Genomic DNA, 25,845 nt, shown 5'->3' with positions numbered 1-25,845 from the left:
TCCTGCCGCGCCTTCTGGTTGTCCTGCTGGTCCTGCTGGCGCGCCTTCTGGTTTTCCTGACGCTTCTTCTGCTGTTCCTCGCGCTGCTGGCGGCGCTTCTTCAGCAGTTCCTCGGGCGTTGCCTCGTCTTCCGCCTGGACCTGGATGACCTGCGCAGCGACGTCGACGGCAATCGCCGGACGGAGGGTGGCGGCGGCGACGGGCTCAAAGATGAGCGAGGCGAGCGGCAATGCCACGGTCGCCAGAAGTTTCGTTCGATTACCCATTGGTGTTTCCTCGCAGGTTTCTATCGTCTTCCGGAGAAGGGTTCGACGGGGTGTTCAGGGCGATTTTATGACTCGCGGCTAATCCTTGCCCCGAGGCAAACCGGTCCCATGCATGATCGATACCTAGTCTTTTCCGCCTTAACTCGCGATGAACGCGGGATTCTGCCGCCGTTCATCGTGCGGGCACTTCATAACCGCGTCCGGGCGCCTTCGGTTCCGCACCGGAGCCTACTTGCCGTGGGCCATGCCGATTTGCAGTTGATTTTTGTTGCGAAAGAAGTCGAATATCGGCGCCAAGTGGGCCGGGAGCGCCCACTGCCTAAAGGTCGCCGGATAACAAGCAACAAGCCGGCACCCAACAGAGAGGATCGACATGCGCATTTCCAAACGTCTCACCATGGCGGCATCGGCCGCCGTCATCGCGCTGTTTGCGGGGTCCGCGATGGCGGAGGGAGAGAAGATCGTCATCGGAACCGAGGGTGCCTACCCGCCCTTCAACAACCTTGAGGCCGACGGCACGCTGACGGGCTTCGACATCGACATCGCCAAGGCGCTCTGCGACGAGATGAAGGCCGAGTGCACCTTCGTCACGCAGGACTGGGACGGCATCATTCCCGCCCTGATCGCCAAGAAGTTCGACGCGATCGTCGCCTCGATGTCGATCACCGCCGAGCGTCTCGAGAAGGTCGACTTCTCGAAGAAATACTACAACACGCCGCCGGCGATCGTCGTGCCGAAGGATTCCGACATCACCGAGGCGACGCCCGAGGCGCTCGCCGGCAAGGCGCTCGGCGCACAGGGTTCGACGACGCATTCCAACTATGCCGAAGCGCATATGAAGGATGCCGACATCAAGCTCTACCCGACCGCCGACGAATACAAGCTCGACATCGCCAACGGCCGCGTCGATGCCGTCATCGACGACGTGGTCGTGCTGTCGGAATGGCTGAAGAGCGAGGACGGCGCCTGCTGCAAGCTGCTCGGTACGCTGCCGATCGATCCGGTCATCAACGGCGACGGCGCCGGCGTCGCGGTTCGCAAGGGCGAGACGGCGCTGGCCGACAAGTTCACCGCCGCGATCGCCGCGATCCGTGCCAACGGCAAGTACCAGGAAATCAACGCCAAGTACTTCCCCTTCGACGTTTACGGCGACTGATCCGTGCAATCATGCGGCCTGCGCGTCGCATCATGACGAGAATGTAACGGCGGGAGGCTTGCCCTCCCGCCTTTTTTGCCTGAAAACAGACCGAAAGGCGCACAAAGCGCCGGCATAAGGCGCAAAGCGCTTGGGGGACTATTTGGCATGAATGCAATCTTCGCCGCGATCAGCGAGGCGATCGGCAGAGTTCTATCCGTCATCGATCCGATGTGCGGCCCGGTCGGCATCTTCCGGCTGTTCGCCGGCGAAACCCTTCTTGCCTGCGGCGACACCGGCTGGGGCGACGAGATCGCCCTCGGCTTCCTGGTGACGGCCAGCCTCGCGGTGGCGACGCTGCCGGTCGGCCTGTTCTTCGGCTTCTTCATCGCGCTTGCCAAGCAGTCTGACGAGAAATCGCTGCGGCTTGCCGCCAACATCTACACCACGATCTTCCGCGGCCTGCCCGAGTTGCTGACGCTCTTCATCGTCTATTACGGCCTGCAGATCCTCGTCCAGAACCTCGCGGCTTCGCTCGGCTACGACGGCACGGTGGAGATCAACGCCTTCTTCGCCGGCATGATCGCCCTCGGCGTCGTCTTCTCCGCCTATTGCTCGGAGGTGCTTCTGTCGGCCTTCAAGGCGATCCCGCGCGGCCAGTACGAGGCGGGTTACGCGCTCGGCCTGCATCACGGCCGCACCATGCGGCTCGTCGTCCTGCCGCAGCTCGTGCGCATCGCGCTGCCGGGCCTCGGCAATCTCTGGATGGCGCTCCTCAAGGACACGGCCCTCGTCTCGGTCGTCGGCCTGCCGGACATCCTGCGCCAGACGGGCATCGCGGCGCGCGTCACCAAGGAAGCCTTCCAGTTCTACGCGCTCGCCTGTCTGCTCTTCCTCGTCCTCGCCTTCCTGTCCTCGATCGTCTTTTCGATGATCGAGAGCCGGGTGAAACGCTCGGAGGTCGCACGATGAGCTACGTCACCGCCCTCATCCCGCCGCAGGCCCCGCCGCCCGGCCCCGCCGTCCGCTACACCGCCGCGCGCTTCGTCGGCAATGTCGCGATGGGCGTCTGGCTCGCGCTGTCGATCGGCATCTTCCTGATGATCGTCGACGGCTGGGATCCGGAAAAATTCGCCCGCTACGGACCGAGCTACCTCTCGGGTCTCGCCGTGACGCTGACGCTCGTCATCCTGTCGGTCGTGCTCGGGGGCCTGCTGTCGCTGCCGCTCGCCTTCGCGCGCATGTCGAGGAACCCGGCGCTTTCCTGGCTCGCCTATACCTATGTCTATTTCTTCCGCGGCACGCCGCTGCTCACCCAGCTTTTCCTCGTCTATTACGGCCTCGGCAGCTTCTCCAACGAGTTGAAGGCGGTCGGCCTCTGGTGGTTCTTCCGAGACGCCTGGAACTGCGCGCTTTTGACCTTCACCCTCAACACCGCCGCCTATCAGGCCGAGATCCTGCGCGGCGCCATCCAGAGCGTGCCGCGCGGCCAGCGCGAGGGTGCCGCCGCGCTTGGCATTCCGCCGCGCATCGCCTTCCTGAAGATCATCCTGCCGCAGGCGATGATCGTCGCGCTCCGCCCCTACGGCAACGAGATCATCCTGATGATCAAGGGGTCGGCCATCGTGGCGATCGTCACCGTCTTCGACCTGATGGGCGAAACGCGCCGGGCCTTCTCGCGCACCTTCGACTACCAGACCTATCTCTGGGCGGCGCTGATGTACCTCGTCATGGTGGAGGCGCTGCGCAACCTCTGGGCCTGGCTCGAGGCACACCTGACCCGCCATCTCAAGCGCTAGGCCGGTCCTGGCAGCACTCGCCGTTGAGTGCTGCTAATGCTTTGATTTCAAAGGAATATTACTTCTCCTCGATCAAAGTCAAGACTTGATTAAGCGTTCGGGCGCTTCAATCATAGGGACCATCATTCACCACGCGATGAGGTCCCGAATGACGAACGACATGGAAATGCAGATGAAGGGTTACGGCCTAACCACCGCCCAGATCCTCTACCGCATGCCCGATCATCCGAGCTTCCTGCAGACCTATATCTGGCAGCACTACGACATCGCCCCCGATTTTCCGGAGATGAAGGGGTTCCTGAAATTCTGGCAGGAAACGCTCGAAGGGCCGCTGCATTCGGTGCGCTACGTCCACCGCAAGCTGATCTCGGCCTCCGAATGGCGGGCGCTGAAGGGCGAATTCATCATCAACTGAAAGCCCAGGGCGCCTTACCGCACGGCTCAGACGTGAACCGAGCCATGCGCGAGTTCCGTGTCCGACATGTCGACACGCAGCGAGCCGTAGACGATTGCCGCGTAGAACACGGCGACGAAGCCGAGCACGGCCGCGCCGTTGATCGGCCCGAAGGCGGCATGCGCGAGGATCGTATCGAAGGACAGCGCGACGTCCGCCTTCGCCCCTTCGATCTGCATGCTCGACGACGAAATCTTGAGGCCCCAGGCAAGCAGCAGGATGAGATACATCCAGCTGTAGTTGCGCCTCAGCCGCCGGCAGGCGGCCACGCGATAGCTGATCAGAAATTCCGGCTTGCGCAGGCTCTTGGCGATCGCCGCCGCCCAGTCGGTCGCGATGTCGCCCTGCGGGCTCATGAACTCGGCGAAATAGTGCCGCTCGAGCTGCCGCACGCGGGCCCGGTAGACGTCGAAGAAGCGATAGCGCCTGGCCTCGATCAACAACAGCAGCGTGATCAGCAGCATGGCGAAGAGCAGCACGCCGTGATGCGAGGTCGGCGTCGACAGCGAGACCGAAAGCAGGGCGGCGACGACGGTGATCGCCCAGTTCGAGGTCCGGTCGATGCGATCGCGCCAGCCGGCCATGCGGCCGAGTTCGCCGCGATAGTAGTGCACCATCAGGTTCATCGATTCCGCCGAATTGCTCGGCAGGGGCGGTCCGGCGCGCTGGCTGCGTTCCAGCGTCCCGATCAGCGTCGGCATGTCACCCGGCATCGGCGTGTCCTCGCATTTTCTTCTTGCTGTTGCCGCCGATGATGCGCCCGTTCCCGAAATTGATAAACCTCTATTTTCACCGACGCGGCGCGGTCCGCTCCGGTCCGGCATTGCCAAAGAGCCGGCACGCCCCTAAAGAGACGCCCCATGAAAAAGATTGACGAAGACGCGCTCGCGGACGCCTACAACCGTGCCCTCGCCCTGGAGAAATCCGGGGATTTCGACGCCGCCGCAATGGCCTATCAAGAGGTGCTGGCGATCGACCCGGAGGATCACGGCGGCGCGGCCGTGCGGCTTGCCTCGATGGGCCGCGGCGAGACGCCGGAAAAGGCGCCGGACGCCTATGTCACGACGCTCTTCGACCAGCATGCCGAGGTCTTCGACAGCGTGCTCGTCGACCAGCTCGCCTATTGCGTGCCCCTCCTCGTGCGCCAGCGGCTGCAGGCGCTCGGGCTCGGCCCCTTCGGCCGCGTGCTCGACCTCGGCTGCGGCACCGGGCTCACCGGCGGCGCGCTGCGCGACATGGCCGAGGACATCACCGGCATCGACCTTTCGGAAAACATGGTCGAGATCGCCCATGAGAAGGACCTCTACGAGACGCTCTACGTCGCGGAGGCGGTGGACTTCCTCGACGACAACGACGAGGACCCCTTCGACCTCGTGACGGCGACCGACGTGCTGCCCTATCTCGGCGCGCTGGAGCCGCTCTTCTTCGGCGCCGCCGAAAACCTCGTGCCGGGCGGCCTCTTCGCCTTCTCGTCGGAGACGCTGCCTGACGCGGCCTTCGCCGGCCGCCCCTTCATGGTCGGCCCGCACCAGCGCTTCGCCCACGCCGAAGGCTATCTCCGCGAGCGGCTTGCGGCGACCGGCTTCGACCTCGTCGAACTGACCGCCATCACGGTGCGCACGGAGGAAGGCGAACCGATCCCCGGCCATCTGGTGCTGGCGCGCCATATCGGCACCGCCTGACCCTGGGCAAGGGGCCGACCGGGCGCGGCGCCAGGAATCCGCTTGCGCCGATCCACCATGAGACTATCGTCGCCTCATGGATTTGTTCGAAGCCTTTCAACGCCTTGGCGTCGCGCTTGCGGTCGGCATGCTCGTCGGAATCGAACGCGGCTGGCAGGAGCGCCAGGTCCGCGCCGGCGGTCGAACCGCCGGCATCCGCACGTTTGCGCTGATCGGCCTCCTCGGCGGCCTTACGGGTTATCTGAACCGCTTCGCCGGCCCGGCGCTTCCCATCGCGCTGTTCCTGCTCTTCGGTTTCGCCTTTGTGCTCTTCAAACTCCGGGAGGCGACCGAGGAGAACGACCACAGCGTGACCGACGTCGTCGTCGCCCTTGTGGTCTTCGCGCTCGGCACGGCATCCGTCCTCGGCGAAATGGAAATCGCGGGCGCCGGCGGCGTGGTCGTCGCCGCGCTGCTCGCCGCCCGCCAGAGCCTGCACAGCTTCCTCCGGCGCCTGAGCTGGCTCGAACTCCGCGCCACCCTCGTGCTGCTCGTCATGACGATCGTCGCGCTGCCGATCCTGCCGGATCGCACCGTCGACCCATGGGATGCTCTCAATCCGTTCAATCTCTGGCTCCTCACCGTCACCATCGCGGCGATCTCCTATGCCGGCTATATCGCAATCCGCCTTGCGGGCCCGAGCCGCGGCATCCTCTTTGCCGGTGCGGCCGGCGGCCTCGTCTCCTCGACGGCGCTCACGCTGACCTTCGGCCGCTTCGCCGCGGAAACCCCGGACAATCAGCGCCGGCTCGGCGCCGGCGCCATCGTCGCCGGAACGCTGTCGCTGCTGCGCGTGCTGGTGATTTCCGTGGCACTCGCCCCCTCGCTGGCGCTGACGCTCGCCGCGGCCCTCCTTCCCGCTGCCCTCGCGATGCTCGCCGCGGCCTTCCTGGCGGCGCGCCGGGAAGAACGCGGGCGAACACCCGATCTCGGCCTCGAAAACCCCTTCGACCTCGGCATGGTGCTGCGTTTCGGCGCGCTTCTCGGCGCCGTCACCTGGATGTCCAAGGTGCTCGTGGATATCGCCGGCGCCCGCATGCTGTTTGTCGTCGCAGGCATCTCCGGCCTCGTCGACCTCGACGCCATCACGCTGTCCACGGCCCGGCTCGCAGGTCACGCTGTTGATCTCAGAACGGCGTCGGCGGCCATCCTGCTCGCGGTCGTCGTAAACCTGCTGACCAAGGTGGCATTGGCCTACTCGGCGGCAGGCAGGGGACGCTATGCCGCATCTCTCGCGACGGCGACCGGGGTCGCCGTCACCGCTATGGTCGCCGGGCACGTTCTGCTGGCGCCCCTCCTTCCGGCCACCGTTGCCGGCTGACGCGGTCATCGACCTCTCCCTTTCGCCGTGCCGGCGTTTCCGATAAACCACGGAACCAAAGCATCGAAAGGAGCCTCCGGAAATGGCGAAAGTCGCATTCATCGGTCTCGGCGTCATGGGGTATCCCATGGCAGGTCACCTGAAGGTGAAGGGCGGGCATGACGTGACCGTCTACAACCGCACCTTCGCCAAGGCGGAACAGTGGGTGGCCGCGTTCGGCGGCAGGGCGGAACGCACCCCCGCGGCCGCCGCCGCCGGCGCCGGATTCGTCTTCACCTGCGTCGGCAACGACGACGACCTGCGCTCCGTCACCACCGCAAAGGACGGCGCGCTGGAAGGCATGGCCGCCGGCGCGATCCTGATCGACAACACGACCGCCTCCGCCGAAGTCGCCCGCGAGCTGGAGGCCGCCGCCCGCGCCAAGGGCTGCGGCTTCGTCGACGCGCCGGTTTCCGGCGGCCAGGCGGGCGCCGAAAACGGCGCGCTGACCGTCATGTGCGGCGGCGAGGAAGCGACCTTCGAGACGGCGCGGCCGGTGATCGACGCCTATGCCCGCATGGTCGGGCTGATGGGCCCGGCCGGCAGCGGCCAGCTCACCAAGATGATCAACCAGGTCTGCATCGCCGGCCTCGTCCAGGGCCTTGCGGAGGGCATCCATTTCGGCAAGCAGGCCGGCCTCGACATCGAGAAGGTCATCGAGGTCATCTCCAAGGGGGCCGCCGGCTCCTGGCAGATGGAAAACCGCCACAAGACGATGAATGCCGGCAAATACGACTTCGGCTTCGCCGTCGACTGGATGCGCAAGGACCTCGACATCGTGCTGTCCGAGGCCCGCCGCAACGGCGCGAAACTGCCGGTCACCGCCCTCGTCGACCAGTTCTACGGCGATATCCAGGCGATGGGCGGCAAGCGCTGGGACACCTCCTCGCTGCTGGCGCGGCTCGAGAGGAAATGATCGGCCGCACCTCCGCGGCCGGCGACATCCTGGAGCACATCCGGGCATTGCGGTCGGAGGCAAACATCGCCGGCATGCGGCGGTACGGCATCGTCACCGACACGGCGCTCGGCATTTCCAATGCCGAGCTGCGAAAAGTCGCCCGGGCCGCCGGAAAGGACCATGGCCGCGCCGCCGCACTTTGGGCGACCGGTGTGCGCGAAGCCCGCCTGCTGGCGCTCTACACGCTGGACCCGCAGCGGCTGACGCTTGCGGAGGCCCGCCGTCTCGCGGCGGATTTCAACTCCTGGGAAATCGTCGACGGCGCGGCCGACATCTTCGTCGCGGCCGGCCTTCTCGCCCTCGTCGAGGACTTTGCCGCGGACGAGCGGGAATTCGTGCGGCGCGCGGCCTTCGCGATGATCGCCGGCGCAGCCGTCCACCTGAAGAGCGAATCCGACGCGACGCTGATCGCCTGGCTTGGCGTCATCGAGCGGCACGCCGCCGACCCGCGCAATTTCGTGAAGAAGGCGGTCAACTGGGCGCTCCGCAGCATTAGCAAGCGCAGCAGTGCCTGCCACGCGCCGGCCGTCGCGCTGGCCGGCACACTCGCCGAAAGCGCCGACCGGACCGAGCGCTGGATCGGCAGGGATGCGCTGCGTGAACTGACGGACGAAAAAACGCTCGCCCGGATCAGGCGCTGAGACGTCCGGCCGCATGCAGCACCGGGCGGCCTATTCCTCGCCGCTCTTCTGGTCGACCATCATGTAGTCGAGCGGCAGTTCGGTCGTGTACTTGATCTGCTCCATGGCGAAGACCGAGGAGACGTCGCGGATCTCGATGCGGGCGATCAGCCGCTTGTAGAAGGCGTCGTAGGCGGCGATGTCGGGCACCACGACGCGCAACAGGTAGTCGACGTCGCCGCTCATGCGGTAGAACTCGACGACCTCCGGAAACTCGACCACCACCTCCGAGAAACGCTTCAGCCACTCGATCGAATGCGAACTCGTGCGGATCGACACGAAGACGGTGACCTTCGTGTTGACCTTCACCGGGTCGAGCAGCGCCACCCGCTTGCGGATGACGCCGTCCTCTTCCATCTTCTGGATGCGCCGCCAGCACGGCGTCGTCGACAGGCCCACCTTCTTGGCGAGGTCGGCGACGGCGAGCGTCGAATCCTCTTGCAAGAGACGCAGGATCTTGCGGTCGAGACGGTCCATCATATCCCCCTTCGGAATCTTTTTTCACACTAGACCGAATTTCGCGGTGAAGGGAAGAATGAGGTTTCACGCGATCAGGCTTTTCACCCGCTTTCGCAGCTCCGGCACCAGTTCCGCCTCGAACCACGGATTGCGCTTCAGCCAGCCCGTGTTGCGCCAGCTCGGATGCGGCATCGGCAGGATCGCCGGCCGGCGGTTGCGGCCGAGATGCCGGCGCCAGTCGGAGACCGTCTCCGTCATCGTCGCCGCCCGCGCCGCGCCGAGGTGCCAGCTCTGCGCATACTGGCCGATCGCCAGCACCAGCTCGACCTGCGGCATGGCCTCCATCACGGGCCGACGCCAGAGCGGCGCGCATTCGCGCCGCGGCGGCAGGTCGCTCCCCTTGGCGTCGTAACCCGGAAAACAGAAGCCCATCGGCACGATCGCGAACCTGTCCGGATCGTAGAAGGTCTGCCGGTCGACGCCGAGCCACTGGCGCAGCCGGTCGCCGGAGGCGTCGTCGAAGGGAAGCCCGCTCTCGTGCACCCGAAGCCCCGGCGCCTGGCCGGCGATCAGCACGCTCGCCGTCGGCGAGATCACCGCGACCGGCCGCGGCTCGTGCGGCAGCGCTTTCGCCGGCCCGCCGGCCGGTGCGTCGCGACAGAGGCGGCAGCCGGCGATCGCCTCGCGCAGCACGGCGATCGTCCGCTCCCTCTCCGCTTCGCCGCCGTCTTCCATCGGGGCCTCCCTCGTCACGAACGCAGCAGCGCGCCGAGCCAGCCGACGAGGCCCGCCGCGCCGTCATGCGGCTCTTCCGGCGGCCGGTCGTTCCGCCGTCGCCAGTCCTGCGGCCGGTCGAAGCTGCCGCCCCACAGGCCGCGCCGTTCCGCCTGCGCCAGCGCCTCCTCCTGCGTATAGTCGCCATAGGAGACCGCCATGCCCTCGCGCACCATGCGCGCGCCGAGGTCCTCCCCGCCGACCGCGCAGCGCGCCAGCAGGCGGCCGTAGCGGTCGTGTCCGTGCGTGCGGCAGACGATCTCGCGGACGCGCATCAGTTCGGCGAGCCGGGCGCGGGCCGCCGCGCCGCAGTTCCAGCTCTCCCCGCCGCGCCGGCAGGTCTGGGCATATTCCGGCGCGTCGAGGCCCTTCAGCCGGATGCGGCGTCCGTCGAGCGTCAGCGTGTCGCCGTCCGCCGCCCGGCCGCGGCCGGCGACGTCCACGCTGCCGTCGCCGATCCGCAGCACGACGAGCGCCAGCAGGAAGACGATCGCCACCGTCGTAACGATGTCGCGCAACAGGCTGAAACGGCTGGGATTTCGTCCGGTCTTACGCAAGGTCAGTCTCGCAGGCGATTGTCCCGAATGGTTCGCAAATGGTTTATGCGCGGCAGCATCTTCTTAAGGATTACGGCCTAGAGTTCAATGTCGATTGCAACAGTTGCGTTATCATGAGTACGGGCGTCAGCACCTCGACGGACAAGATCATTGTCGACAAGTCGCGCAGCCATCGAAACAAGGCTGTGTCGAAGGCTGTGCGCGCGACCCGTGAACGGCTGCAGACGGCAACCGGCGTTTCGCCGATCTTCGAGCGCGACATGCTGCTGTTGCACATCGATTCCGTGCTCGACAATGCCATCGCGATGCCGATCCTGATCGTCGGGATCGCCACGGTCGGCGTCTACATCACCGGCGAGCCGGGCCTCATCGCCTGGGCCCTGCTGGCGCTCAGCCTGCATGCCCTCGGCATGGTCGCCGCCCGGCAGGCCCGCAAGGCGGAGATCACCGCCGAGACGATGCGGCGCTGGATACGCATGCTCGGCCTGACGCAGGCTCTGATGGGCATTGCCTGGGCGACGCTCGCCTTCCAGGATTGCGGCCCCTGCACCGGGTCCTCCTTCGGCTTCTTCAAGGGAACCGCCCTTCTCGTGGCGCTCGCCGTCACCGCCATGAGCACGATGATGCTGCGCAACGCGGTGCTCTTCACCTTCGCGCCGACCGCCTTCGTGCTCGCCGCGCAGGCCTACGGCGACCCGGATCCCGTGCTTGTCGGAATGACGGCGATCGTCACGGCGGCGATGATCTTCCTGATGTTCATCACGCACCGCATGCGCCAGACGAGCACGCAGCTCCTCTCCTTCCAGTCGGAAAAGGACGACCTCATCGCCGAGCTCGAGGTCGCCAAATCGATGTCCGACGAGGCGCGCCGCCGCGCCGAGGAGGCGAACCTCGCCAAGTCCCGCTTCCTTGCCTCCATGTCGCATGAGCTGCGCACGCCGCTCAACGCCATCCTCGGCTTTTCGGAGGTCATGTCGACGGAGGTGATGGGGCCGCTCAACAATCCGATCTACAAGGAATACACCTCCGACATCCACCGCTCCGGCCAGCATCTGCTGAACCTCATCAACGAGATCCTCGACCTGTCGCGCATCGAGGCCGGCAAATACGAGCTCAGCGAGGACGCGATCCACCTCGTCGACATCACGGAGGACTGCATCGGCATGGTGCAGTTGCGCGCCCGGGCGAAGAATATCACCATCGCCGAACAGTTCGAGACCGGCATGCCGGCCGTCTGGGCCGACGAGAAGTCGATGCGCCAGGTGGTGCTGAACCTGCTTTCCAATGCCGTGAAATTCACGCCGCAGGGCGGCGAGATCACCGTCAAGGCCGGCTGGACGGCCGGCGGCGGCCAGTATCTGTCGATCAGGGACAACGGCCCCGGCATTCCCGAGGAGGAGATCCCGGTCGTGCTCTCCGCCTTCGGCCAGGGCTCGATCGCCATCAAAAGCGCCGAGCAGGGCACCGGCCTCGGCCTGCCGATCGTCCAGGCCATCCTCGCCAAGCACAACGGCGAATTCATCCTGCGCTCGAAGCTGCGCGAGGGCACCGAGGCCATCGCTATCCTGCCCGCCAAGCGGGTGCTGCAGAGCCTGCCCGCCGTCGAGGAGACACAGGCGGTCAAGCCGCGCAGGAAGAGTTTTGCCTGACGCCGGCCGGCCTCTTCAGAAGATGTGCGAGAGCACGATCACATAGGCGGCATAGACCGCATTGGCGACAATGAGGCAGAAGCAGGCGAAGGACCCGAGGTCCTTGGCGTTCTTGCCCATTTCCGAAATTTCCGGCGAGACCCGGTCGACGATCTCCTCGATCGCCGTGTTCAGCGCCTCGAAGGCCATCATCAGCAGGAACAGGATCGCCATGGCGACATACTGGAAGAGCGTGGCGCCGGTTGCGATGAAGCCGATCATCGCGGCCCCGAAGGCCATCAGTTCGTGGCGGAAGGCGGCCTCGCCGAGCAGCCGGCGCGCGCCGGAATAGGAGTAGGTGCCGGCCGCGTAGAGATGCCGGATTCCGTGCTCCTTCTTGATCGACCGCGCCTTCATCGTTGCTTCCATCCGTCCGACCCTTTCGCCCGCCCCGGCCCGCTGCCGGGGCGCGCGGTCCATGCACCGCAATCTAGCCCGAATTGAGGTAAGAAATCCTTGCCGGTGCGCAAGGGCTCCTTCCGCCCCGTCGTCAGGCGCGGTTGCTGACGCCCGCCTGCGCGAAGGTCGCCATGCCGGAATGGCAGGCCGCCGCCGCCTTGACGATGCCGGCGGCGAGCGCCGCGCCGGTCCCCTCGCCGAGCCGCATGCCGAGCGCCAGCAGCGGCGTCTTGCCGAGCTTTTCGATCGCCTTCAGGTGGCCGGGTTCGGCGGAGACATGGCCGATCAGGCAGTGGTCGAGGGCGGCGGGATTGGCGGCGCGCAGCACCGCGCCCGCCGCCGTCGCGACGTAGCCGTCGAGGATGACCGGGATCTTCTGCATGCGCGCGGCGAGGATGGCGCCGGCCATCGCCGCGATCTCGCGTCCGCCGAGCCGGCGCAGCACTTCCAGCGGGTCCGAAAGGTGCGCGTCGTGCAGCGCCACCGCCTTTTCCACCGCCGCGATCTTCCGCGTCAGCACGTCGCCCTCCGACCCGGTGCCGGGGCCGACCCATTCCGCCGCCGTGCCGCCATAGAGCGCCAGGTTGATGGCGGCGGCGATCGTCGTGTTGCCGATGCCCATCTCGCCGATGCAAAGGAGATCCGTGCCGCCGGCGACGGCCTCCATGCCGAAGGCCATGGTCGCCGCGCAGTCGCGCTCGGAAAGTGCCGCCTCTTCCGTGATGTCGGCGGTCGGATAGTCGAGCGCCAGATCGAAGACCTTGAGGCCGAGGTCGTGCGTCACGCAGATCTGGTTGATGGCGGCACCGCCCGCGGCGAAGTTCTCGACCATCTGCGCCGTCACCGAGGACGGGAACGGCGTGACACCCTGCTTCGTCACGCCGTGGTTGCCGGCGAAGATGGCGACGAGCGGCCGCGTCACGGCGGGTGGCCTGCCGGTCCAGGCGGCGAGCCAGAAGGCGATTTCCTCCAGCCGTCCGAGCGCGCCGCCGGGCTTGGTCAGTTGCGCGTCGCGCTGGCGCGCCGCGGCAAGCGCCGCCGAATCCGGCCCCGGAAGGTTGCGCAGCAAGTCACGGAAATCATCGAACGGCAGGCCGCTGGCACTCATTTCAGGAAATTCCTCGTCTCGGGCTTTCAGTTGCGTTGCGGTCCCTCATAGAGCGAGTGCGCCGCTGCGACAATCGCATTTGCGCCGCCGGCTTGCGTGGAATCAGCGAAGCGGAAATGATCGCGGGCGCGGACTCACGCTCCGGCGACGGGCGGGCGACGGCAAGAGGGACGCCGCCACCCGCCGGAGCACTCGTTCCGGAGGCCGCGTGGAGGGGAAAACTTGGACATTCGCGATTTCGTCGACGATCTGGCCCGGTCTGTGGCCTTCCTGTCGCGCCTGCCGGTGCCGGAGCGCCATTTCATCGGCCATGACGGGCGGCTGAGCCGCGCCGTGCGCGCCTTCCCGCTCGCCGGCCTGATGATCACGCTGCCGCCGGCAGCGCTTCTCTCGGTGCTGGTGGCGCTGCGGACCGATCCGCTGCTTGCCGCGCTGCTGGCCGTCGCCGCCGAGGTGCTGATCACCGGCGCGCTGCACGAGGACGGGCTCGCCGACACCGCGGACGGCATCGGCGGCGGCCGCGACCGGGACCATGCACTGACGATCATGAAGGACAGCCGGCTCGGCTCCTTCGGCGCGGTGGCCCTCGTGCTGGTGCTCGGTGCGCGGATCGCGGCGATCGCCGCGATCCTGCCCGGCCTGTCGCCGGCCGGCGCGGCACTCGCGCTCGTCGCCGTCGCGGCGGGCAGCCGGGCGGCCATGGTCTGGCACTGGCAGGCGCTGCCGCCGGCCAGGAAGGACGGCGTGGCGGCGTCCGTCGGCGAGCCGGAACGCACCGCGGCGGTCGTCGCCCTCGCCTCGGGTGCCGCCCTGTTCCTTCTCCTTCTCGTCCTGTCGGCCGGCGCGCTCGCGGCCTGTGCCGCCGCCGCGGCCCTCGCCGTTGCCGTGCTCGCGCTGAACCGCCTCGTGCTGCGCCGGATCGGCGGGCTCACCGGCGACACGATCGGCGCGACGCAGCAGGTCGCATCGGTCGCAGCCCTCGTCGCCCTTGCGCTCGTGCGGTAGCTCGCCGATATGTGAGGGTAGCCAGGCGGCGATGCCGCGCTTCGGGTCCGAAGCGCGAAACCCGCCGCAACCTTGACGGCGGCGCAGGCCCCGATCACGGATCGGAGCGCACGCAACGGAAAGCGGAGACCGCATGGAATCGCCCTGCATCCTCGTCTGTTCGATCGACATGGCGACCGGCTACTGCTTCGGCTGCGGCCGCACGCGCGAGGAGATCGGCGCCTGGACGCTCTACACCTCCGACGAGCGCCGCGCCATCATGGCAACGCTGCCGGCGCGGCTGGAGACGGTCGAGCGCAGGCCGCGCCGCGAGACCCGGCGGACCCGCATGGCCCGCGAACGGCAGGACGGCAACGCATGAGGCTTCTCGTTCTTCTCGCCATCCTCGGCCTCGGCCTGGTCATGCTGGTGCTCAACCACGACGACGGCCGCACATTCGGGCTTGCCAACGACGACTTCGGGCGCCTCGTCATGCTGTCGAGCCTCGTCGCGCTGTTCGGTGCCGGCATGCTGGCGAGCCGCCGGCGGTTCGGCGAGAGCCTGCGGCAGGCGGCGATCTGGCTCGTCATCATCCTGGCGCTCGTCGCCGTCTATCTCTACCGCACCGACCTCCAGTCCTTCGCGAGCCGCATGACCGCCGGCCTCATCCCCGGCCGCGCCATCGTGACGACGGCGGCGGACGGCAGCCGGATGCTCGTCGTCCACCGCATGGAGGGCGGCCACTTTGCGGCCGACGTCGCCGTCGACGGGGTCAGCCTGCGCATGCTCGTCGACACCGGCGCGAGCACCGTCGTGCTCAGCCACGACGACGCCCTGCGCATCGGCATCGACGCGGAGGCCCTCACCTATTCGATCCCCGTCATGACCGCCAACGGCCGCACCATGGCCGCGCCGGTGACGCTGCGCCAGGTGGCGATCGGACCGATCGTCCGCGACAACATACGCGCCATGGTTGCGCAAGACGGCAATCTCGACGAAAGCCTGCTCGGCATGAGCTTCCTCGGCACGCTCGGCTCGCTGGAGATGGCGGGCGACGAATTGCGGCTCCGCGACTGACGTCAGACCCGCCCGCGGCCCTGGCCGCAACATTCGTTCACACTCAGACACGCCGCCGCAACAGTCCTTAATTTTTCCTGCGAATCCAGCCGCGTACTGTGAAATATCGGGGGTCATTCCTGCTTTTGACGCAGCCCCCCGATCGACCTACCACTGAATCATCGCATCTTTCCGTACCGTTTTCGATGCGACCTTCACAACGGACGATCAGGAGGTCACATGACAAGCATTTCGTCTACAACGTCTAGTTCATATCAGTACCAGAGTCCCTTCCTCCGCATGGACACCAACGGCGACGGCAAGGTCACCGAGGACGAATTCGTCTCCGCGCGGCCGAAGGAGGTCGACGAAGCGAAATCCAAGGCGCTCTATGCCGAGATATCCGGCGGCTCGACCGAAGGCATGACCGAGGAGGAACTCGCCGCGGCGATGGAAGCCGCGCGGCCGAGTGCCGAAGCACGCTTCAGCGGCGACATGAGCGCCATGATGCTCGACATGCAGGAAGCGTCCGCGGCGCCGCCGGACGCGACGGACCTGTTCTCCGCACTCGACACCGACGGCGATGGCACGGTGAGCGAGGCGGAATTCGCCGAGGGCCGGCCCGACGACGTGAGCGAGGAGCAGGCACTTGCCCTCTTCGCGAGCTTCGACAGCGAGGGCACGGGCTCCCTGACGGAGGATCAGTTCGTCGCGGCCATGGAGGCGAACCGGCCCGCCGGACCGCCGCCCGGCATGCCGCCGGCCGGTGACGTAAGCGAAAGCGACAGCGAGGACAGCGAAACGGCCAGCGCGGCCTCGACCACGCTCGACGACCTGCTCGCGCGCATCCGCCAGGTGATCGAGGAATACGAATCGCTCGGCACCACCGAAGACGACACCGCGGACGAGAGCACCACGACCGTGACCGCCTGATGCGCCGTGGAGGGCCGTCGGCGACGGCGGCCCTCTGCTCCCCGCCCGGCCGCCGTCAGTTCTTCAGCTTGTAGCCCGTCCGGAAGATGAAGGCGGTGATCGACAGGCACGCGACGAGGAAGACGACCACCATGGCCAGGCTGACCATCGGGTCGACGTCGGCGATCTCGTAGAAGCTCCAGCGGAAGCCGGAGACGAGATACAGCACGGGATTGAAGTGGCTGACCGTCTGCCAGAAGGGCGGCAGCATGTCGATCGAGTAGAAGCTGCCGCCGAGGAAGACGAGCGGCGGCACGACGAGCATGGGGATGAGGTTCAACTGTTCGAAATCCTTCGCCCAGATGCCGATCATGAAGCCGAACAGGCTGAAGGACACGGCCGTCAGCACGAAGAACAGCACCATCATCACCGGGTGGGCGATCGTGATGTCGACGAACAGCGAGGCCGTCGCGAGGATGATCGCGCCGACGATCAGCCCCTTCGTCGCCGCCGCGCCGACATAGCCAAGCAGGATTTCCGTCATGGAGATCGGCGAGGACAGGATCTCGTAGATCGTGCCGGTGAATTTCGGGAAGTAGATGCCGAAGGAGCCGTTGCTGATGCACTGGTTGAGCAGCGTCAGCATGATCAGGCCGGGCGCGATGAAGGCGCCGTAGGGCACGCCCTCCACCTCCTGCACGCGCGAGCCGATCGCCGCGCCGAAGACGATGAAATAGAGCGAGGTGGAGATGACCGGCGAGACGACGCTCTGCACGAGCGTGCGGCGCGTGCGGGCCATCTCGAAGCGGTAGATGGATTTGACGGCCTCGAAGTTCATCACTTTTCCCCCACCAGTTCGACGAAGATGTCCTCGAGCGAGCTCTGCCGCGTCGAGACATCCCTCAGCCGCAACCCCGCCTCCGAGATCGCGGCAAGCAGGGTGGTGATGCCGGTCCGCTCGGCCGTCGTATCGTAGTCGTAGACGAGATGCCGGCCGCCGTCGTCGAGCATCAGCCCGTAGCTGGCGAGCGCGTCGGGAACCGTCGCCACCGGGTCGGAGAGCTCGACCATCAGCTGCTTGCGGCCGAGCTTGCGCATCAGCGTCGCCTTGTCCTCGACAAGCAGGATCTCGCCCTTGTTGATGACGCCGATCCGGTCGGCGATCTCCTCGGCCTCCTCGATATAGTGCGTCGTCAGGATGATGGTGGTGCCCGCCGCACGCAGCCGCTCGACGAGCTGCCACATGTCCTTGCGCAGGTTGACGTCGACGCCCGCCGTCGGCTCGTCGAGGAAGAGCACCTTCGGCTCGTAGGAGAGCGCCTTGGCGATCAGCACGCGCCGCCGCATGCCGCCGGAGAGGTGCCGGAGCATCGTGTCCTTCTTGTCGTAGAGCGACAGGTCCCGAAGGATGCGTTCGATCAGCGCCGGATCCGGCTTGCGGCCGTGCAGGCCGCGCGAGAAGGCGACGGTGTTCCACACCGATTCGAAGGCGTCGAGCGTCAGTTCCTGCGGCACCAGGCCGATCATCGAGCGCGTCTCGCGGAAGTCGCGCACCACGTCGTGGCCGCCGACCGTGACGGTGCCGCCGCTCGGATTGACGATGCCGCAGACGATCGAGATCATCGTCGTCTTGCCCGCCCCGTTCGGCCCGAGCAGCGCGAGGATCTCGCCCTCCTCGATGTCGAGATCGACACCCTTGAGCGCCTCGAAGCCGGTGGCATAGCTTTTCGTGAGATTGCGGATGGAAACGATGGGTGCCATGGGAAGGTCCGGTGGAGGGGGCTGTCGAAGGGACACCCTATATGGCGTATCGCATCGGCGATTTCATCCTCGCGGCCAAAAAAACGTCCTCAGCCGTAAACGCTGAACAGGAAGCGGCAGGCGACGAGCAGAAGGAAGACCCCGAAGCCGATCTCGAGCTGGCGCTTGCTCATCGCGTGGGCGATCTGCACGCCATAGGGCGTGACGACGAGCGTCATCGGCACGATGAGCGCGACGGCGATCCAGTTGATGAAGCCGGTCGAAAACGGCGGCAGCGCCGTCTCGCCCAGGCCCGCCCAGACATAGCCGAAGAGCCCGGGTATCGAGATCAGCACGCCGACGCCGGCGGAGGTCGCGACGGCCTGGTGCATCGGCCGGCCGTAGAGCGACATGAAGGTGTTGTTGAGCACGCCGCCGCCGATGCCCATCAGGCCCGACAGGATGCCGATCAGGACGCCGACGAGCCAGGTCCACGGGTTGCGCGGCAGGTCGGTGCCGAACCGCCAGCTCGGCCGGTTGAAGAGCATGCGCACCGCGACGATGACGGCGATGCCGGCGAAGATCAGCCGCAGCTCCTCGCTCGACGCCTTGGCGGCGATCAGCGCGGCGAGGATGGCGCCGAGCGGCACGGCGACGATCCAGCCGCGCAGCAGCGCCGTGTCGACCACGCCGCGCGCATGGTGCGACAGGAAGGAGCGCAGCGACGTCGGCACGATGATCGCCAGCGACGAGCCGACGGCGAGATGCATGCGCACCGTTTCGGCCACGTCGAGATAGCCGAAGACCTGGTAGAACACCGGCACGAGAACGGCCCCGCCGCCGATGCCGAAAATGCCGGCGAGCAGCCCCGACAGCACGCCGGAGGCGACGAGCAGCAGCGCGAAGACGAGAAGATCGGCGTCGGGAGGCATGGTCACTCCGGAGGGCGGCGGGCGGGACGCGCGCCGCCCAAAAAGAGTCGCGGCGCGCCTCTGAATGTCATGAAACCGTGATGCTTTTCAACGAAAGTCTGCCGCGAGGCAAAGGACAGCATCCGCCGCCCCTTCCGCAAGCTGCACCTTGCGCCGCGCCATGCGGCCGCGCCTCGCTCCGTCACCCTGGACGGAGTCCGGACGCATGATGCGTCCGCAAGGCCTCGTGCGAGGCCGCCCGCATGCCCCGCCCCTGGCGGACAACCGTGACTGTGACGTTCTTTGCGTATTGCGTACCTGCGGCGGACCACCCCTTCGCCGCCTTTTTCGACCGGCGTCCCCGCCGGTCTTTTTTTGCCCGCCTGCCGGGATCGCCGGGGGGCGCTCGACAGTCTTCATCCCGATCGGCTGGATCGGGGCCGCCCGCGGGTGTCGTCAAGCCTCGTCCGGTTCGGGGAAAAGTTCGGTCCTCTCCCGACATTCCGACGACGTGACGGTCGGCAGGCGGCGTTCTCCGACGCGACCACGTCAATGCGCCGACCGGAGCGATCCTCTCCGGTCACCGGCGGCCCGTGACGTTTGCGAGCATTCGATTGTGATGGACAACCGGAACAAAAACAATAATGTTCCAACGCTGGATACAGAGGGGGCAATGACATTGGCAAAAATGTTTTACTGGCTGGATGCGGAATATATCAGCTCCACGTCAAATCTCAATTTCTCTCTACGATCAAAAAGTGACAACAAAATATCATATAAAGTAGAAGACGACAGCGGAGCCATTAAAGGTCTCGTTCTCAAAGGGGACGATATTGTCGTAAACAATAATCGCATCACGTCCGGCAATATCGACGAGGTCATCTTTCTTGCGGGAGGAAAGAGAAAAATACTCGAAGTCGAGGCGCTGGACCTGGGCGGCAAGGAGATACAGACGGCAATCGCCGCGGAAACGACGTGGAAATTGCTGACGTTAATCTTCAACGGCAACGACAAGATTTCGGTCCGTGGCGACGAGGTCGATGTCTTCACAGGAGCCGGCAACGATGTCGTCAGGTTGACGGCTTCCGGCTACAAGCTCATCTACGATGGTCCCGGCTCCGACACATATATCGGCAGTTCGGGCAACCGTGCGGACACGGGGCTGTCCTATGAGGATGCCGACCTCTACACGGGCTTCGGCAAATACCAGGGCGTCAAGGTCGACCTCGCCCGCCAACGCGCCGTTGATCCTTGGGGAGACGTCGATACCCTGAAGAACATTGGGTTCGTTTTCGGCAGCGATCGCGGCGACGTGATCAAGGGGGCGAGCAATTGGGAAAGCTTCTGCGGCATGGCAGGCAACGACCTGATCGACGGCCGCGGCGGCGGCGACCGTGTCGACTACAAACCCGAACTGCGCGACGGCGGCAGGCACGGCGTGACCGTCAACCTGGCCAAGGGGACGGCGCTGGACAGCTTCGGCGACAAGGATACGCTCAGGAATATCGAAGACGTGCGCGGCAGTCGCTTCAACGACAGGATTATCGGCGACGACACGGGCAACATGCTCGAAGGGGCGGAAGGACAGGACGTTCTGACCGGCAAGGGAGGGGCGGACCAGTTCCGATTTCGGGATGGCTTCGGGCGGGATACGATTACCGACTTCAAAATCGGCGTCGACACGATCGGCCTCAATGAATTGGCGGGACTGTTCGACGGCTTCGACGGCCTGGACATCACGCAAAGCGGCGAGAACACCGTCATCCGGTTCGATGATCTGCCGCGGCAGAAAATCACCCTGCTCGACGTTCAGGCCGACGACTTGACGGCCAGCGATTTCCTTCTCTGACACCGCTTGCGCAGATCGATGCCATGACGGGGTGCGCGCGGCATCTCCCCTGCCTTGGCAGATGCGGATAGGCTACAGGCTGCAGTAGCGGCCGCCCTTCTTGCGGGCGCGCAGGTCGAAGTGGAAATGGTCCTTGTGATAGCGGTCGCTGCCGGGGCCGAGCACGGTCGTGAAATATTTGCAGCTGTCGCTGCGCACCGCCTTCAGGAGGCCCTTCTCGCGGAAGGCGAAGAAGCCCTTGCTCTCGATCTTGATCGCCTTGCCGTTGCTGAGCGCGATCCTGCCCACGTCGATGGCATTGCCCTTCGCATGCTCCGACATCGGATTGCCGCGCCGCGAATTCATCGTGCGGCACGAATAAGACGACATCTGGTGGATCGCCGAGATGCCGCCGACATAACGGAAGCGCACGGCCGGCGCGAGTTCGTTCTTCACCCATTTGGCGAAGGCTTCGGTGATCTGGCAGTTGACGCTCGCCGCCGGCTTGATCGCAATGCCGCCGGAAAGACCGGTGAGCTCGATCGGATAGTCGATGCCGCAGGATTTTCCGCGCGAGATGCGCGGGATGTCGCGGAACTTTACGCCGAGCTGGCGCAGCCGCTGGCGGCAGGATTTCTCCGCCGCCGGCATGCCGCCGAAGGATTCCGGCACGGCCATCGGATCGGCGATGCGCGGGATGAAGGCAACCTCGCGCTCCTCCTCCGCGATCGGCCGCCGGCGGCTTTCCTGGTCGGGAAGCCGCAGCACGGTGTCATCGGCCTGCGGCACGAGGTCGTCGGCCGCCTCCGTCAGCGGGATGACGGCGCGCGTTCCGATCTGCTGCGGATTGTCGCTGCCGATGCCGTCGACCGCCACCTGGCTCGTGGTGCCCTCGGCGATCTCCTCCGCCTGCGCCGCGGCAAGCCCCTGGATCGGCTCGGCGCCGAGCGCGGCATCCATGTTGACGCCCTCCTCCGGTATGGCGAGCGGATCGGCCCCGGCGGGTTGCAGGCCCGCGACGCCCATCGCCTCGTCGCTGTCGATCATCGGCAGGCCCGACGTGCGCCGCGACGTGCTCGTCATGGCGGTCTCGGAGGCCGACACGATGCCGGTGTCCGCCCCGTCGAAAGCGACGTCGCCGGCGACCGCGCTGCTCTCGGCCCCCACTCCCTCGAACACATCCGCCTGGCCGCCGGTGTCGGAGACCGGCGCGATCGCGCTCACCGTGTTGCGGCTGTCGATGTCGCCGGGCGGCGTCAGGCCGGACCCGGAACAGGCGACGAGCATCGTCGCCGCCATCAGCCAGCCGGTGCCTCTGCGAAGGGAAGGAACAAACGCCATACTCATCGTCACTCACGCTTCGCCTTCGGGCCGCCGCGGCGCAAAGGGCTCGATGTCCCGAATCCTTCCACCCGCCTGTGTCGCAATTCGGTCCACCGACGCCCTTCGGGACCCGGTCCGGCTACAGGCTTGCAAAACAGGGAAATTTTGCCAGAACAAGGTAAACGGAGCCTTTCCAGCGCGCTGGCGCTACTAACCAGATGGGTTTTTCTTTCCTCCCGGATCGGCAGGGGGCTACTGGTCAACGCTGACGCAAGCCGATAAATTCCGGCGCATATTGATGTCGGGGGACAGGGAATGAAACGGTGGCGAACTATAGCACTCGGGATAGAGGTTCTTGCGGCATGCTCCGGGCTAGGCGCAACGGCAGTGCCAACGCCAGCTGTGGCAGCGAATGAGCTTCCTTCCGGCTATAAGTGCGAATTTCGCGAAGCCGGGGAAGCGCCCACTCTGTTCATCATCTTTTCCAGCGACACGAGATACACGCTTTACAAGCACGACTACCCTGTCGACACGTTGTTCGTCGCCGACAAGTGGGGCAACTATTTTACCCTGGGGGCCGGCCTATTCCGCAATTATTTAAAGTACACCATTGTCTCAGGCGGCTACAAACGCGTCGTGCTGCTCGGTGCAAGCAAGGGTGGCTTCGGTGCAATCCTTCAGGGTAATTTGCTAGCGCAATCTCTACCGAGCGTGTCGATCTCGGTATTCGCTTTCAGCCCTCAAACGCGGCTCTATCCGCTAAACGACCGACTCTATTTCAAGAGTTATAGGAACCTGATGCGCCGCGCCGAGGAGAAGCAGAGCATTCGTGACTTTTTGGAGAAATTCGGAGATTTGGGACGGCTCACCTATCCCGCCAATCTCAAAGTCAGGATCTTCTACGGCGAAAAGAACGCCATCGACACTGCCGAAGCGCAATATCTCAAGGCAAAGCCTGTGGAAATGTATCCTCTGCCCGTCGGCGGCCACGCGACGCTTACGCTGGCTATGCTCGACCCGAGTGACGAGCGCGAACTACACGACATGGTGGATCGAGTCTACGAGCGTGCCAAGACAAATCCCGACCTTCAGAGCAGCCTACCAAAGGAGAAGGCCGATTTCCTGCACGACGCACGCGTGACAGCGGGCCTCAACCTCGACGCTATCCTTCACGAAGAGTTAGCGCCGACGGTATCCGCAGAATGAGTGCGGCCCAATAACAAATACGTTGGTTCGCTATGTGGTGATCGCAGGCTTCGCCAACAATCAACATGCCGCGTTAAAAGACCCCGGCATGAGCCGGGGTCCAGTCTTTCGATCGGTGGTCTTCTTATGCGGCGCGGCGGGCCGAGGGCTGCGCGCCCGTTTCGGCAAGCCGGAAGCTCTGCAGCAGCGCCCTGAGCTGGTTGCTTTCCTCGGTCAGCGTCTGGCTGGCGGCATTGGTTTCCTCCACCATCGCCGCGTTCTGCTGCGTCATCTGGTCCATCTGGTTGACCGCCGTGTTGACCTCGGCGAGGCCGACCGCCTGTTCGCGGGCGGCCGTGGCGATCGACGTCACCTGGTCGTTGACCTGGTTGACCAGGGCCTCGATCTCGGTCAGCGCCGCGCCCGTCGAGTTGACGAGCGACACGCCGGTGCCGACCTCCGTCGCCGAATTGCTGATCAGCGACTTGATCTCCTTGGCGGCGTTGGCGGAGCGCTGCGCCAGTTCGCGCACCTCCTGGGCGACGACCGCGAAGCCGCGGCCCGCCTCGCCGGCCCGGGCCGCCTCGACGCCGGCATTCAGCGCCAGCAGGTTCGTCTGGAAGGCGATCTCGTCGATCACGCCGATGATCTGGCTGATCCTGTTGGAGGCGTCCTCGATCCGGCTCATCGCGGAAACCGCGTCGCGCACGATGGCGCCCGACTTGCCGGCGCTGTCCTTCGTCTCGGCGACCATGCGGCTTGCCTCGGCCGCCCGCTCGGAGGCGCTGCGCACCGTCGCGGTGATCTCGTCGAGCGCGGCCGCCGTCTCTTCGAGCGAAGCCGCCTGCTGCTCGGTGCGGTGCGACAGGTTGTTGGAGGCCTCGGCGATGCCGCCGGCGCTGCCATGGACGATGTCCGTCGAGCGCGCGATGGCGCGGATGGCGCCGGCGAGCGCATCGACGGCACGGTTGAAGTCGTCCTTGAGCTTGGCATATTCCGGCGAGATCCGGTCGATCGTCGCCGTCAGGTCGCCGTTGGCAAGGCGCTCCAGCGCCGAACCGACGGTCTCCATCGCCTCGGCCTGGCTGCGGCTGACGGCCTGCTGGCGGCGTTCGCCGTCCTGGCGCTCCTCGTCGAGCCGAATCTGCTGCTCGCCTTCGCGCGTCCGCAGTTCGGCGCGTTCGCGCACCGAGTCGCGCAGCACCGAGACGACCGCCGCCATCTCGCCGATCTCGTCGCGCCGGTCGAGTTCCGGAACCTCCGCCGCCACGTCTTCCCGGGAGATCGCCAGCATCGACGCCTTCAGGCGCTCGATCGGCCGCACGACGCTGCGCACGATCGCGAAGGCGGCAAGCAGGGTGGCGAGCGCGCCGATCGCCAGGATACCGCCGGTCTGCAGCGCGTTGCGGCGGAAGAGCGCCGCGAGGTCGTCCGCATAGACGCCGGTGCCGACGATCCAGCCCCAGGGCTCGAAGCCGGCGACGTGGGAATATTTGAGCACCGGCTCCTCGAAGCCCGGCTTCGGCCAGTAGTAGTCCACGAAGCCTTCGCGCGTCGGGCTCGACTGCACCATCTTCACGAACTCCTGGAAGATGTACTTACCCGTCGGATCCTTCATGCCCGACTGGTCGGTGCCGTCGAGCGCCGGCTTGATCGGATGCATGACGATGACGCTCTTCATGTCGTTGATCCAGAAGTAGCCGCTGTCCTCGTAGCGCAGGGCGCGCACCGCGTCCTTCGCCCGGGCCTGCGCTTCCTCGCGCGTCAGCTGGCCCGAGGTTTCCATGCCGTGGTAGAGTTTGAACAGCGTCAGCATGCTCTGGTCCATCGCGGCAAGCTTGGACTTGCGCTCGACGACCATGTCCGCCTGCGAATTGTGAAGCGTCCAGACAAGCGCCACCGCCAGAATGGTGAGCAACAGCCCCACGAGCATGTACAGTCGCGTCGAAATCTTCAGACCCTTCACTTCGCCCTCCTCGTCAACACCGAAAGCCGGAAGCCGGCTCATTTTGACAAAAGGATCGAAGCAAGAGGTTTAAATTCAACTAAAATGTGATTCATCAATTCGGGGAGGCGTTTCCCCGGACGGCCGGCACCTCTTCCGCCCGTGCGCGCAATTCGCTAAACCGGTGCGCGAGAGGGAGACTCCGATGCAGGACGACAAGGCGGCCAACCCCAACGGACAGCTCACGCTGCGCACGCTCGCCATGCCCGGCGACGCCAACGCGGCCGGTGACATCTTCGGCGGCTGGGTCATGGCGCAGATGGACCTTGCCTGCGGCATCCGCGCGGCCGAGCGGGCCGGCGGGCGCGTCGTCACGGCGGCGGTCAAGGAAATGGCGTTCGAGCTGCCGGTGAAGATCGGCGACACGCTCAGCATCCATACCGAGGTGGCGCGTGTCGGGCGCACCTCGATCACGCTCGCCGTCGAGGCCTGGGCGCAGCGCTACCTCACGGGCACGCTCGAAAAGGTCACCGCCGCAACCTTCATCATGGTCGCCCTCGACCGGGACGGCCGCCCGACGCCGGTTCCCGAGGGCTGACGGCG

General features: G+C 65.9%; 27 protein-coding genes and 1 pseudogene. 16 read left to right on the top strand and 12 right to left on the bottom strand.

The genetic code is table 11. From position 1 onward, the window contains the following. Positions 1–266, bottom strand: a pseudogene (locus tag LXM94_RS08025) (hypothetical protein); the annotation flags it as partial. A gap of 373 nt (positions 267–639) precedes the next feature. On the opposite strand from LXM94_RS08025, the gene LXM94_RS08020 reads away from it, so the two are divergent. The 4 genes from LXM94_RS08020 (at position 640) to LXM94_RS08005 (ending at position 3,615) form a co-directional block, all read left to right on the top strand. Next, a complete protein-coding gene (locus tag LXM94_RS08020; RefSeq protein WP_235770641.1) occupies positions 640–1,422 on the top strand; it encodes an ABC transporter substrate-binding protein in 783 nt (260 codons plus the stop codon). A gap of 147 nt (positions 1,423–1,569) precedes the next feature. Next, positions 1,570–2,373, top strand: a complete 804-nt coding sequence (locus LXM94_RS08015; protein ID WP_235770640.1) for an ABC transporter permease — start codon at positions 1,570–1,572, stop codon at positions 2,371–2,373. Further along, positions 2,370–3,200 carry an ABC transporter permease gene (locus LXM94_RS08010; protein WP_235770639.1) on the top strand — a complete coding sequence of 277 codons (831 nt, stop codon included), beginning with the start codon at positions 2,370–2,372 and terminating at the stop codon, positions 3,198–3,200. The genes LXM94_RS08015 and LXM94_RS08010 overlap by 4 nt, the downstream gene beginning before the upstream one ends. Positions 3,201–3,348: 148 nt before the next feature. Continuing rightward, the gene (locus LXM94_RS08005) at positions 3,349–3,615 is read left to right on the top strand and encodes an usg protein (RefSeq protein WP_235770638.1); all 267 of its coding nucleotides are present in this window, start codon (positions 3,349–3,351) and stop codon (positions 3,613–3,615) included. Between the two features lie 26 nt (positions 3,616–3,641). On the opposite strand, the gene LXM94_RS08000 is transcribed toward LXM94_RS08005, so the two are convergent. Next, entirely contained in the window at positions 3,642–4,367 is a 726-nt protein-coding gene (locus LXM94_RS08000; RefSeq protein WP_408015602.1) for a DUF2270 domain-containing protein, read from the bottom strand. Positions 4,368–4,514: 147 nt separating this feature from the next. Here LXM94_RS08000 and LXM94_RS07995 point away from each other — a divergent pair, with 147 nt between their 5' ends. The 4 genes from LXM94_RS07995 to LXM94_RS07980 all read left to right on the top strand — a co-directional run bounded on the left by LXM94_RS07995 (position 4,515) and on the right by LXM94_RS07980 (position 8,334). Beyond that, positions 4,515–5,336 carry a methyltransferase gene (locus LXM94_RS07995; RefSeq protein WP_235770637.1) on the top strand — a complete coding sequence of 274 codons (822 nt, stop codon included), beginning with the start codon at positions 4,515–4,517 and terminating at the stop codon, positions 5,334–5,336. Between the two features lie 76 nt (positions 5,337–5,412). Beyond that, the gene (locus LXM94_RS07990; RefSeq protein WP_235770636.1) at positions 5,413–6,696 is read left to right on the top strand and encodes an MgtC/SapB family protein; all 1,284 of its coding nucleotides are present in this window, start codon (positions 5,413–5,415) and stop codon (positions 6,694–6,696) included. 82 nt (positions 6,697–6,778) lie between these two features. Then, the gene (locus LXM94_RS07985) at positions 6,779–7,651 is read left to right on the top strand and encodes an NAD(P)-dependent oxidoreductase (protein WP_235770635.1); all 873 of its coding nucleotides are present in this window, start codon (positions 6,779–6,781) and stop codon (positions 7,649–7,651) included. Then, a complete protein-coding gene (locus tag LXM94_RS07980; RefSeq protein ID WP_235770634.1) occupies positions 7,648–8,334 on the top strand; it encodes a DNA alkylation repair protein in 687 nt (228 codons plus the stop codon). The genes LXM94_RS07985 and LXM94_RS07980 overlap by 4 nt, the downstream gene beginning before the upstream one ends. 30 nt (positions 8,335–8,364) lie before the next feature. Here LXM94_RS07980 and LXM94_RS07975 read toward each other — a convergent pair whose 3' ends face one another. From LXM94_RS07975 to LXM94_RS07965, 3 genes are all read right to left on the bottom strand, one after another. Beyond that, a complete protein-coding gene (locus tag LXM94_RS07975; protein ID WP_235770633.1) occupies positions 8,365–8,850 on the bottom strand; it encodes an Lrp/AsnC family transcriptional regulator in 486 nt (161 codons plus the stop codon). A gap of 66 nt (positions 8,851–8,916) precedes the next feature. Further along, positions 8,917–9,567, bottom strand: coding sequence for a uracil-DNA glycosylase family protein (locus LXM94_RS07970; protein ID WP_235770632.1), 651 nt, complete (start codon positions 9,565–9,567; stop codon positions 8,917–8,919). 14 nt (positions 9,568–9,581) lie between these two features. After that, positions 9,582–10,163, bottom strand: a complete 582-nt coding sequence (locus LXM94_RS07965) for a thermonuclease family protein (RefSeq protein WP_235770631.1) — start codon at positions 10,161–10,163, stop codon at positions 9,582–9,584. 113 nt (positions 10,164–10,276) lie between these two features. On the opposite strand from LXM94_RS07965, the gene LXM94_RS07960 reads away from it, so the two are divergent. Further along, positions 10,277–11,812, top strand: coding sequence for a sensor histidine kinase (locus LXM94_RS07960; protein ID WP_235770630.1), 1,536 nt, complete (start codon positions 10,277–10,279; stop codon positions 11,810–11,812). 15 nt (positions 11,813–11,827) lie between these two features. On the opposite strand, the gene LXM94_RS07955 is transcribed toward LXM94_RS07960, so the two are convergent. Both LXM94_RS07955 and cobT read right to left on the bottom strand, forming a co-directional pair. After that, complete coding sequence (locus tag LXM94_RS07955) at positions 11,828–12,220, bottom strand: diacylglycerol kinase (protein WP_235770629.1); 393 nt, start codon at positions 12,218–12,220, stop codon at positions 11,828–11,830. A gap of 121 nt (positions 12,221–12,341) precedes the next feature. After that, entirely contained in the window at positions 12,342–13,358 is a 1,017-nt protein-coding gene (gene cobT, locus LXM94_RS07950) for a nicotinate-nucleotide--dimethylbenzimidazole phosphoribosyltransferase (RefSeq protein WP_235770628.1), read from the bottom strand. A 222-nt stretch (positions 13,359–13,580) separates the two neighbouring features. Here cobT and LXM94_RS07945 point away from each other — a divergent pair, with 222 nt between their 5' ends. The 4 genes from LXM94_RS07945 (at position 13,581) to LXM94_RS07930 (ending at position 16,331) form a co-directional block, all read left to right on the top strand. Beyond that, a complete protein-coding gene (locus LXM94_RS07945) occupies positions 13,581–14,363 on the top strand; it encodes an adenosylcobinamide-GDP ribazoletransferase (RefSeq protein WP_235770627.1) in 783 nt (260 codons plus the stop codon). Between the two features lie 133 nt (positions 14,364–14,496). After that, positions 14,497–14,724 (top strand): DUF1289 domain-containing protein, encoded by a 228-nt coding sequence (locus LXM94_RS07940; RefSeq protein WP_235770626.1) that lies wholly within the window; start codon positions 14,497–14,499, stop codon positions 14,722–14,724. Then, complete coding sequence (locus LXM94_RS07935; RefSeq protein WP_235770625.1) at positions 14,721–15,419, top strand: TIGR02281 family clan AA aspartic protease; 699 nt, start codon at positions 14,721–14,723, stop codon at positions 15,417–15,419. Before LXM94_RS07940 ends, LXM94_RS07935 begins: the two co-directional genes overlap by 4 nt. A 219-nt stretch (positions 15,420–15,638) precedes the next feature. After that, positions 15,639–16,331 (top strand): EF-hand domain-containing protein, encoded by a 693-nt coding sequence (locus LXM94_RS07930; protein ID WP_235770624.1) that lies wholly within the window; start codon positions 15,639–15,641, stop codon positions 16,329–16,331. A gap of 55 nt (positions 16,332–16,386) precedes the next feature. On the opposite strand, the gene LXM94_RS07925 is transcribed toward LXM94_RS07930, so the two are convergent. The 3 genes from LXM94_RS07925 to LXM94_RS07915 form a co-directional block, all read right to left on the bottom strand. After that, complete coding sequence (locus tag LXM94_RS07925; RefSeq protein WP_235770623.1) at positions 16,387–17,148, bottom strand: ABC transporter permease; 762 nt, start codon at positions 17,146–17,148, stop codon at positions 16,387–16,389. After that, complete coding sequence (locus LXM94_RS07920; RefSeq protein ID WP_235770622.1) at positions 17,148–18,071, bottom strand: ABC transporter ATP-binding protein; 924 nt, start codon at positions 18,069–18,071, stop codon at positions 17,148–17,150. Before LXM94_RS07920 ends, LXM94_RS07925 begins: the two co-directional genes overlap by 1 nt. A gap of 89 nt (positions 18,072–18,160) precedes the next feature. Then, positions 18,161–18,982: a sulfite exporter TauE/SafE family protein gene (locus tag LXM94_RS07915; RefSeq protein ID WP_235770621.1), complete on the bottom strand. Its 822-nt coding sequence runs from the start codon at positions 18,980–18,982 to the stop codon at positions 18,161–18,163. Between the two features lie 652 nt (positions 18,983–19,634). Here LXM94_RS07915 and LXM94_RS07910 point away from each other — a divergent pair. After that, the gene (locus LXM94_RS07910) at positions 19,635–20,810 is read left to right on the top strand and encodes a calcium-binding protein (protein ID WP_235770620.1); all 1,176 of its coding nucleotides are present in this window, start codon (positions 19,635–19,637) and stop codon (positions 20,808–20,810) included. 72 nt (positions 20,811–20,882) lie between these two features. Here LXM94_RS07910 and LXM94_RS07905 read toward each other — a convergent pair whose 3' ends face one another. After that, positions 20,883–22,130, bottom strand: a complete 1,248-nt coding sequence (locus LXM94_RS07905; RefSeq protein WP_235770619.1) for an extensin-like domain-containing protein — start codon at positions 22,128–22,130, stop codon at positions 20,883–20,885. Between the two features lie 369 nt (positions 22,131–22,499). Here LXM94_RS07905 and LXM94_RS07900 point away from each other — a divergent pair, with 369 nt between their 5' ends. Further along, on the top strand, positions 22,500–23,318 hold the full coding sequence (locus LXM94_RS07900; RefSeq protein WP_235770618.1) for a hypothetical protein: 819 nt from the start codon (positions 22,500–22,502) through the stop codon (positions 23,316–23,318). A gap of 124 nt (positions 23,319–23,442) precedes the next feature. Here LXM94_RS07900 and LXM94_RS07895 read toward each other — a convergent pair whose 3' ends face one another. Next, positions 23,443–25,305, bottom strand: coding sequence for a methyl-accepting chemotaxis protein (locus LXM94_RS07895; RefSeq protein ID WP_268965055.1), 1,863 nt, complete (start codon positions 25,303–25,305; stop codon positions 23,443–23,445). Between the two features lie 142 nt (positions 25,306–25,447). Here LXM94_RS07895 and LXM94_RS07890 point away from each other — a divergent pair, with 142 nt between their 5' ends. Next, entirely contained in the window at positions 25,448–25,840 is a 393-nt protein-coding gene (locus LXM94_RS07890; RefSeq protein WP_235770616.1) for an acyl-CoA thioesterase, read from the top strand. The last annotated feature ends 5 nt before the right edge of the window (positions 25,841–25,845 follow it).

The sequence above is a fragment of the Rhizobium alarense genome, from assembly GCF_021555155.1.
Classification (GTDB): Bacteria; Pseudomonadota; Alphaproteobacteria; order Rhizobiales; family Rhizobiaceae; genus Rhizobium_D; species Rhizobium_D alarense.
Note: the sequence above shows the minus strand (reverse complement) of the source record. Positions and strands in the feature narration are given on the sequence as shown.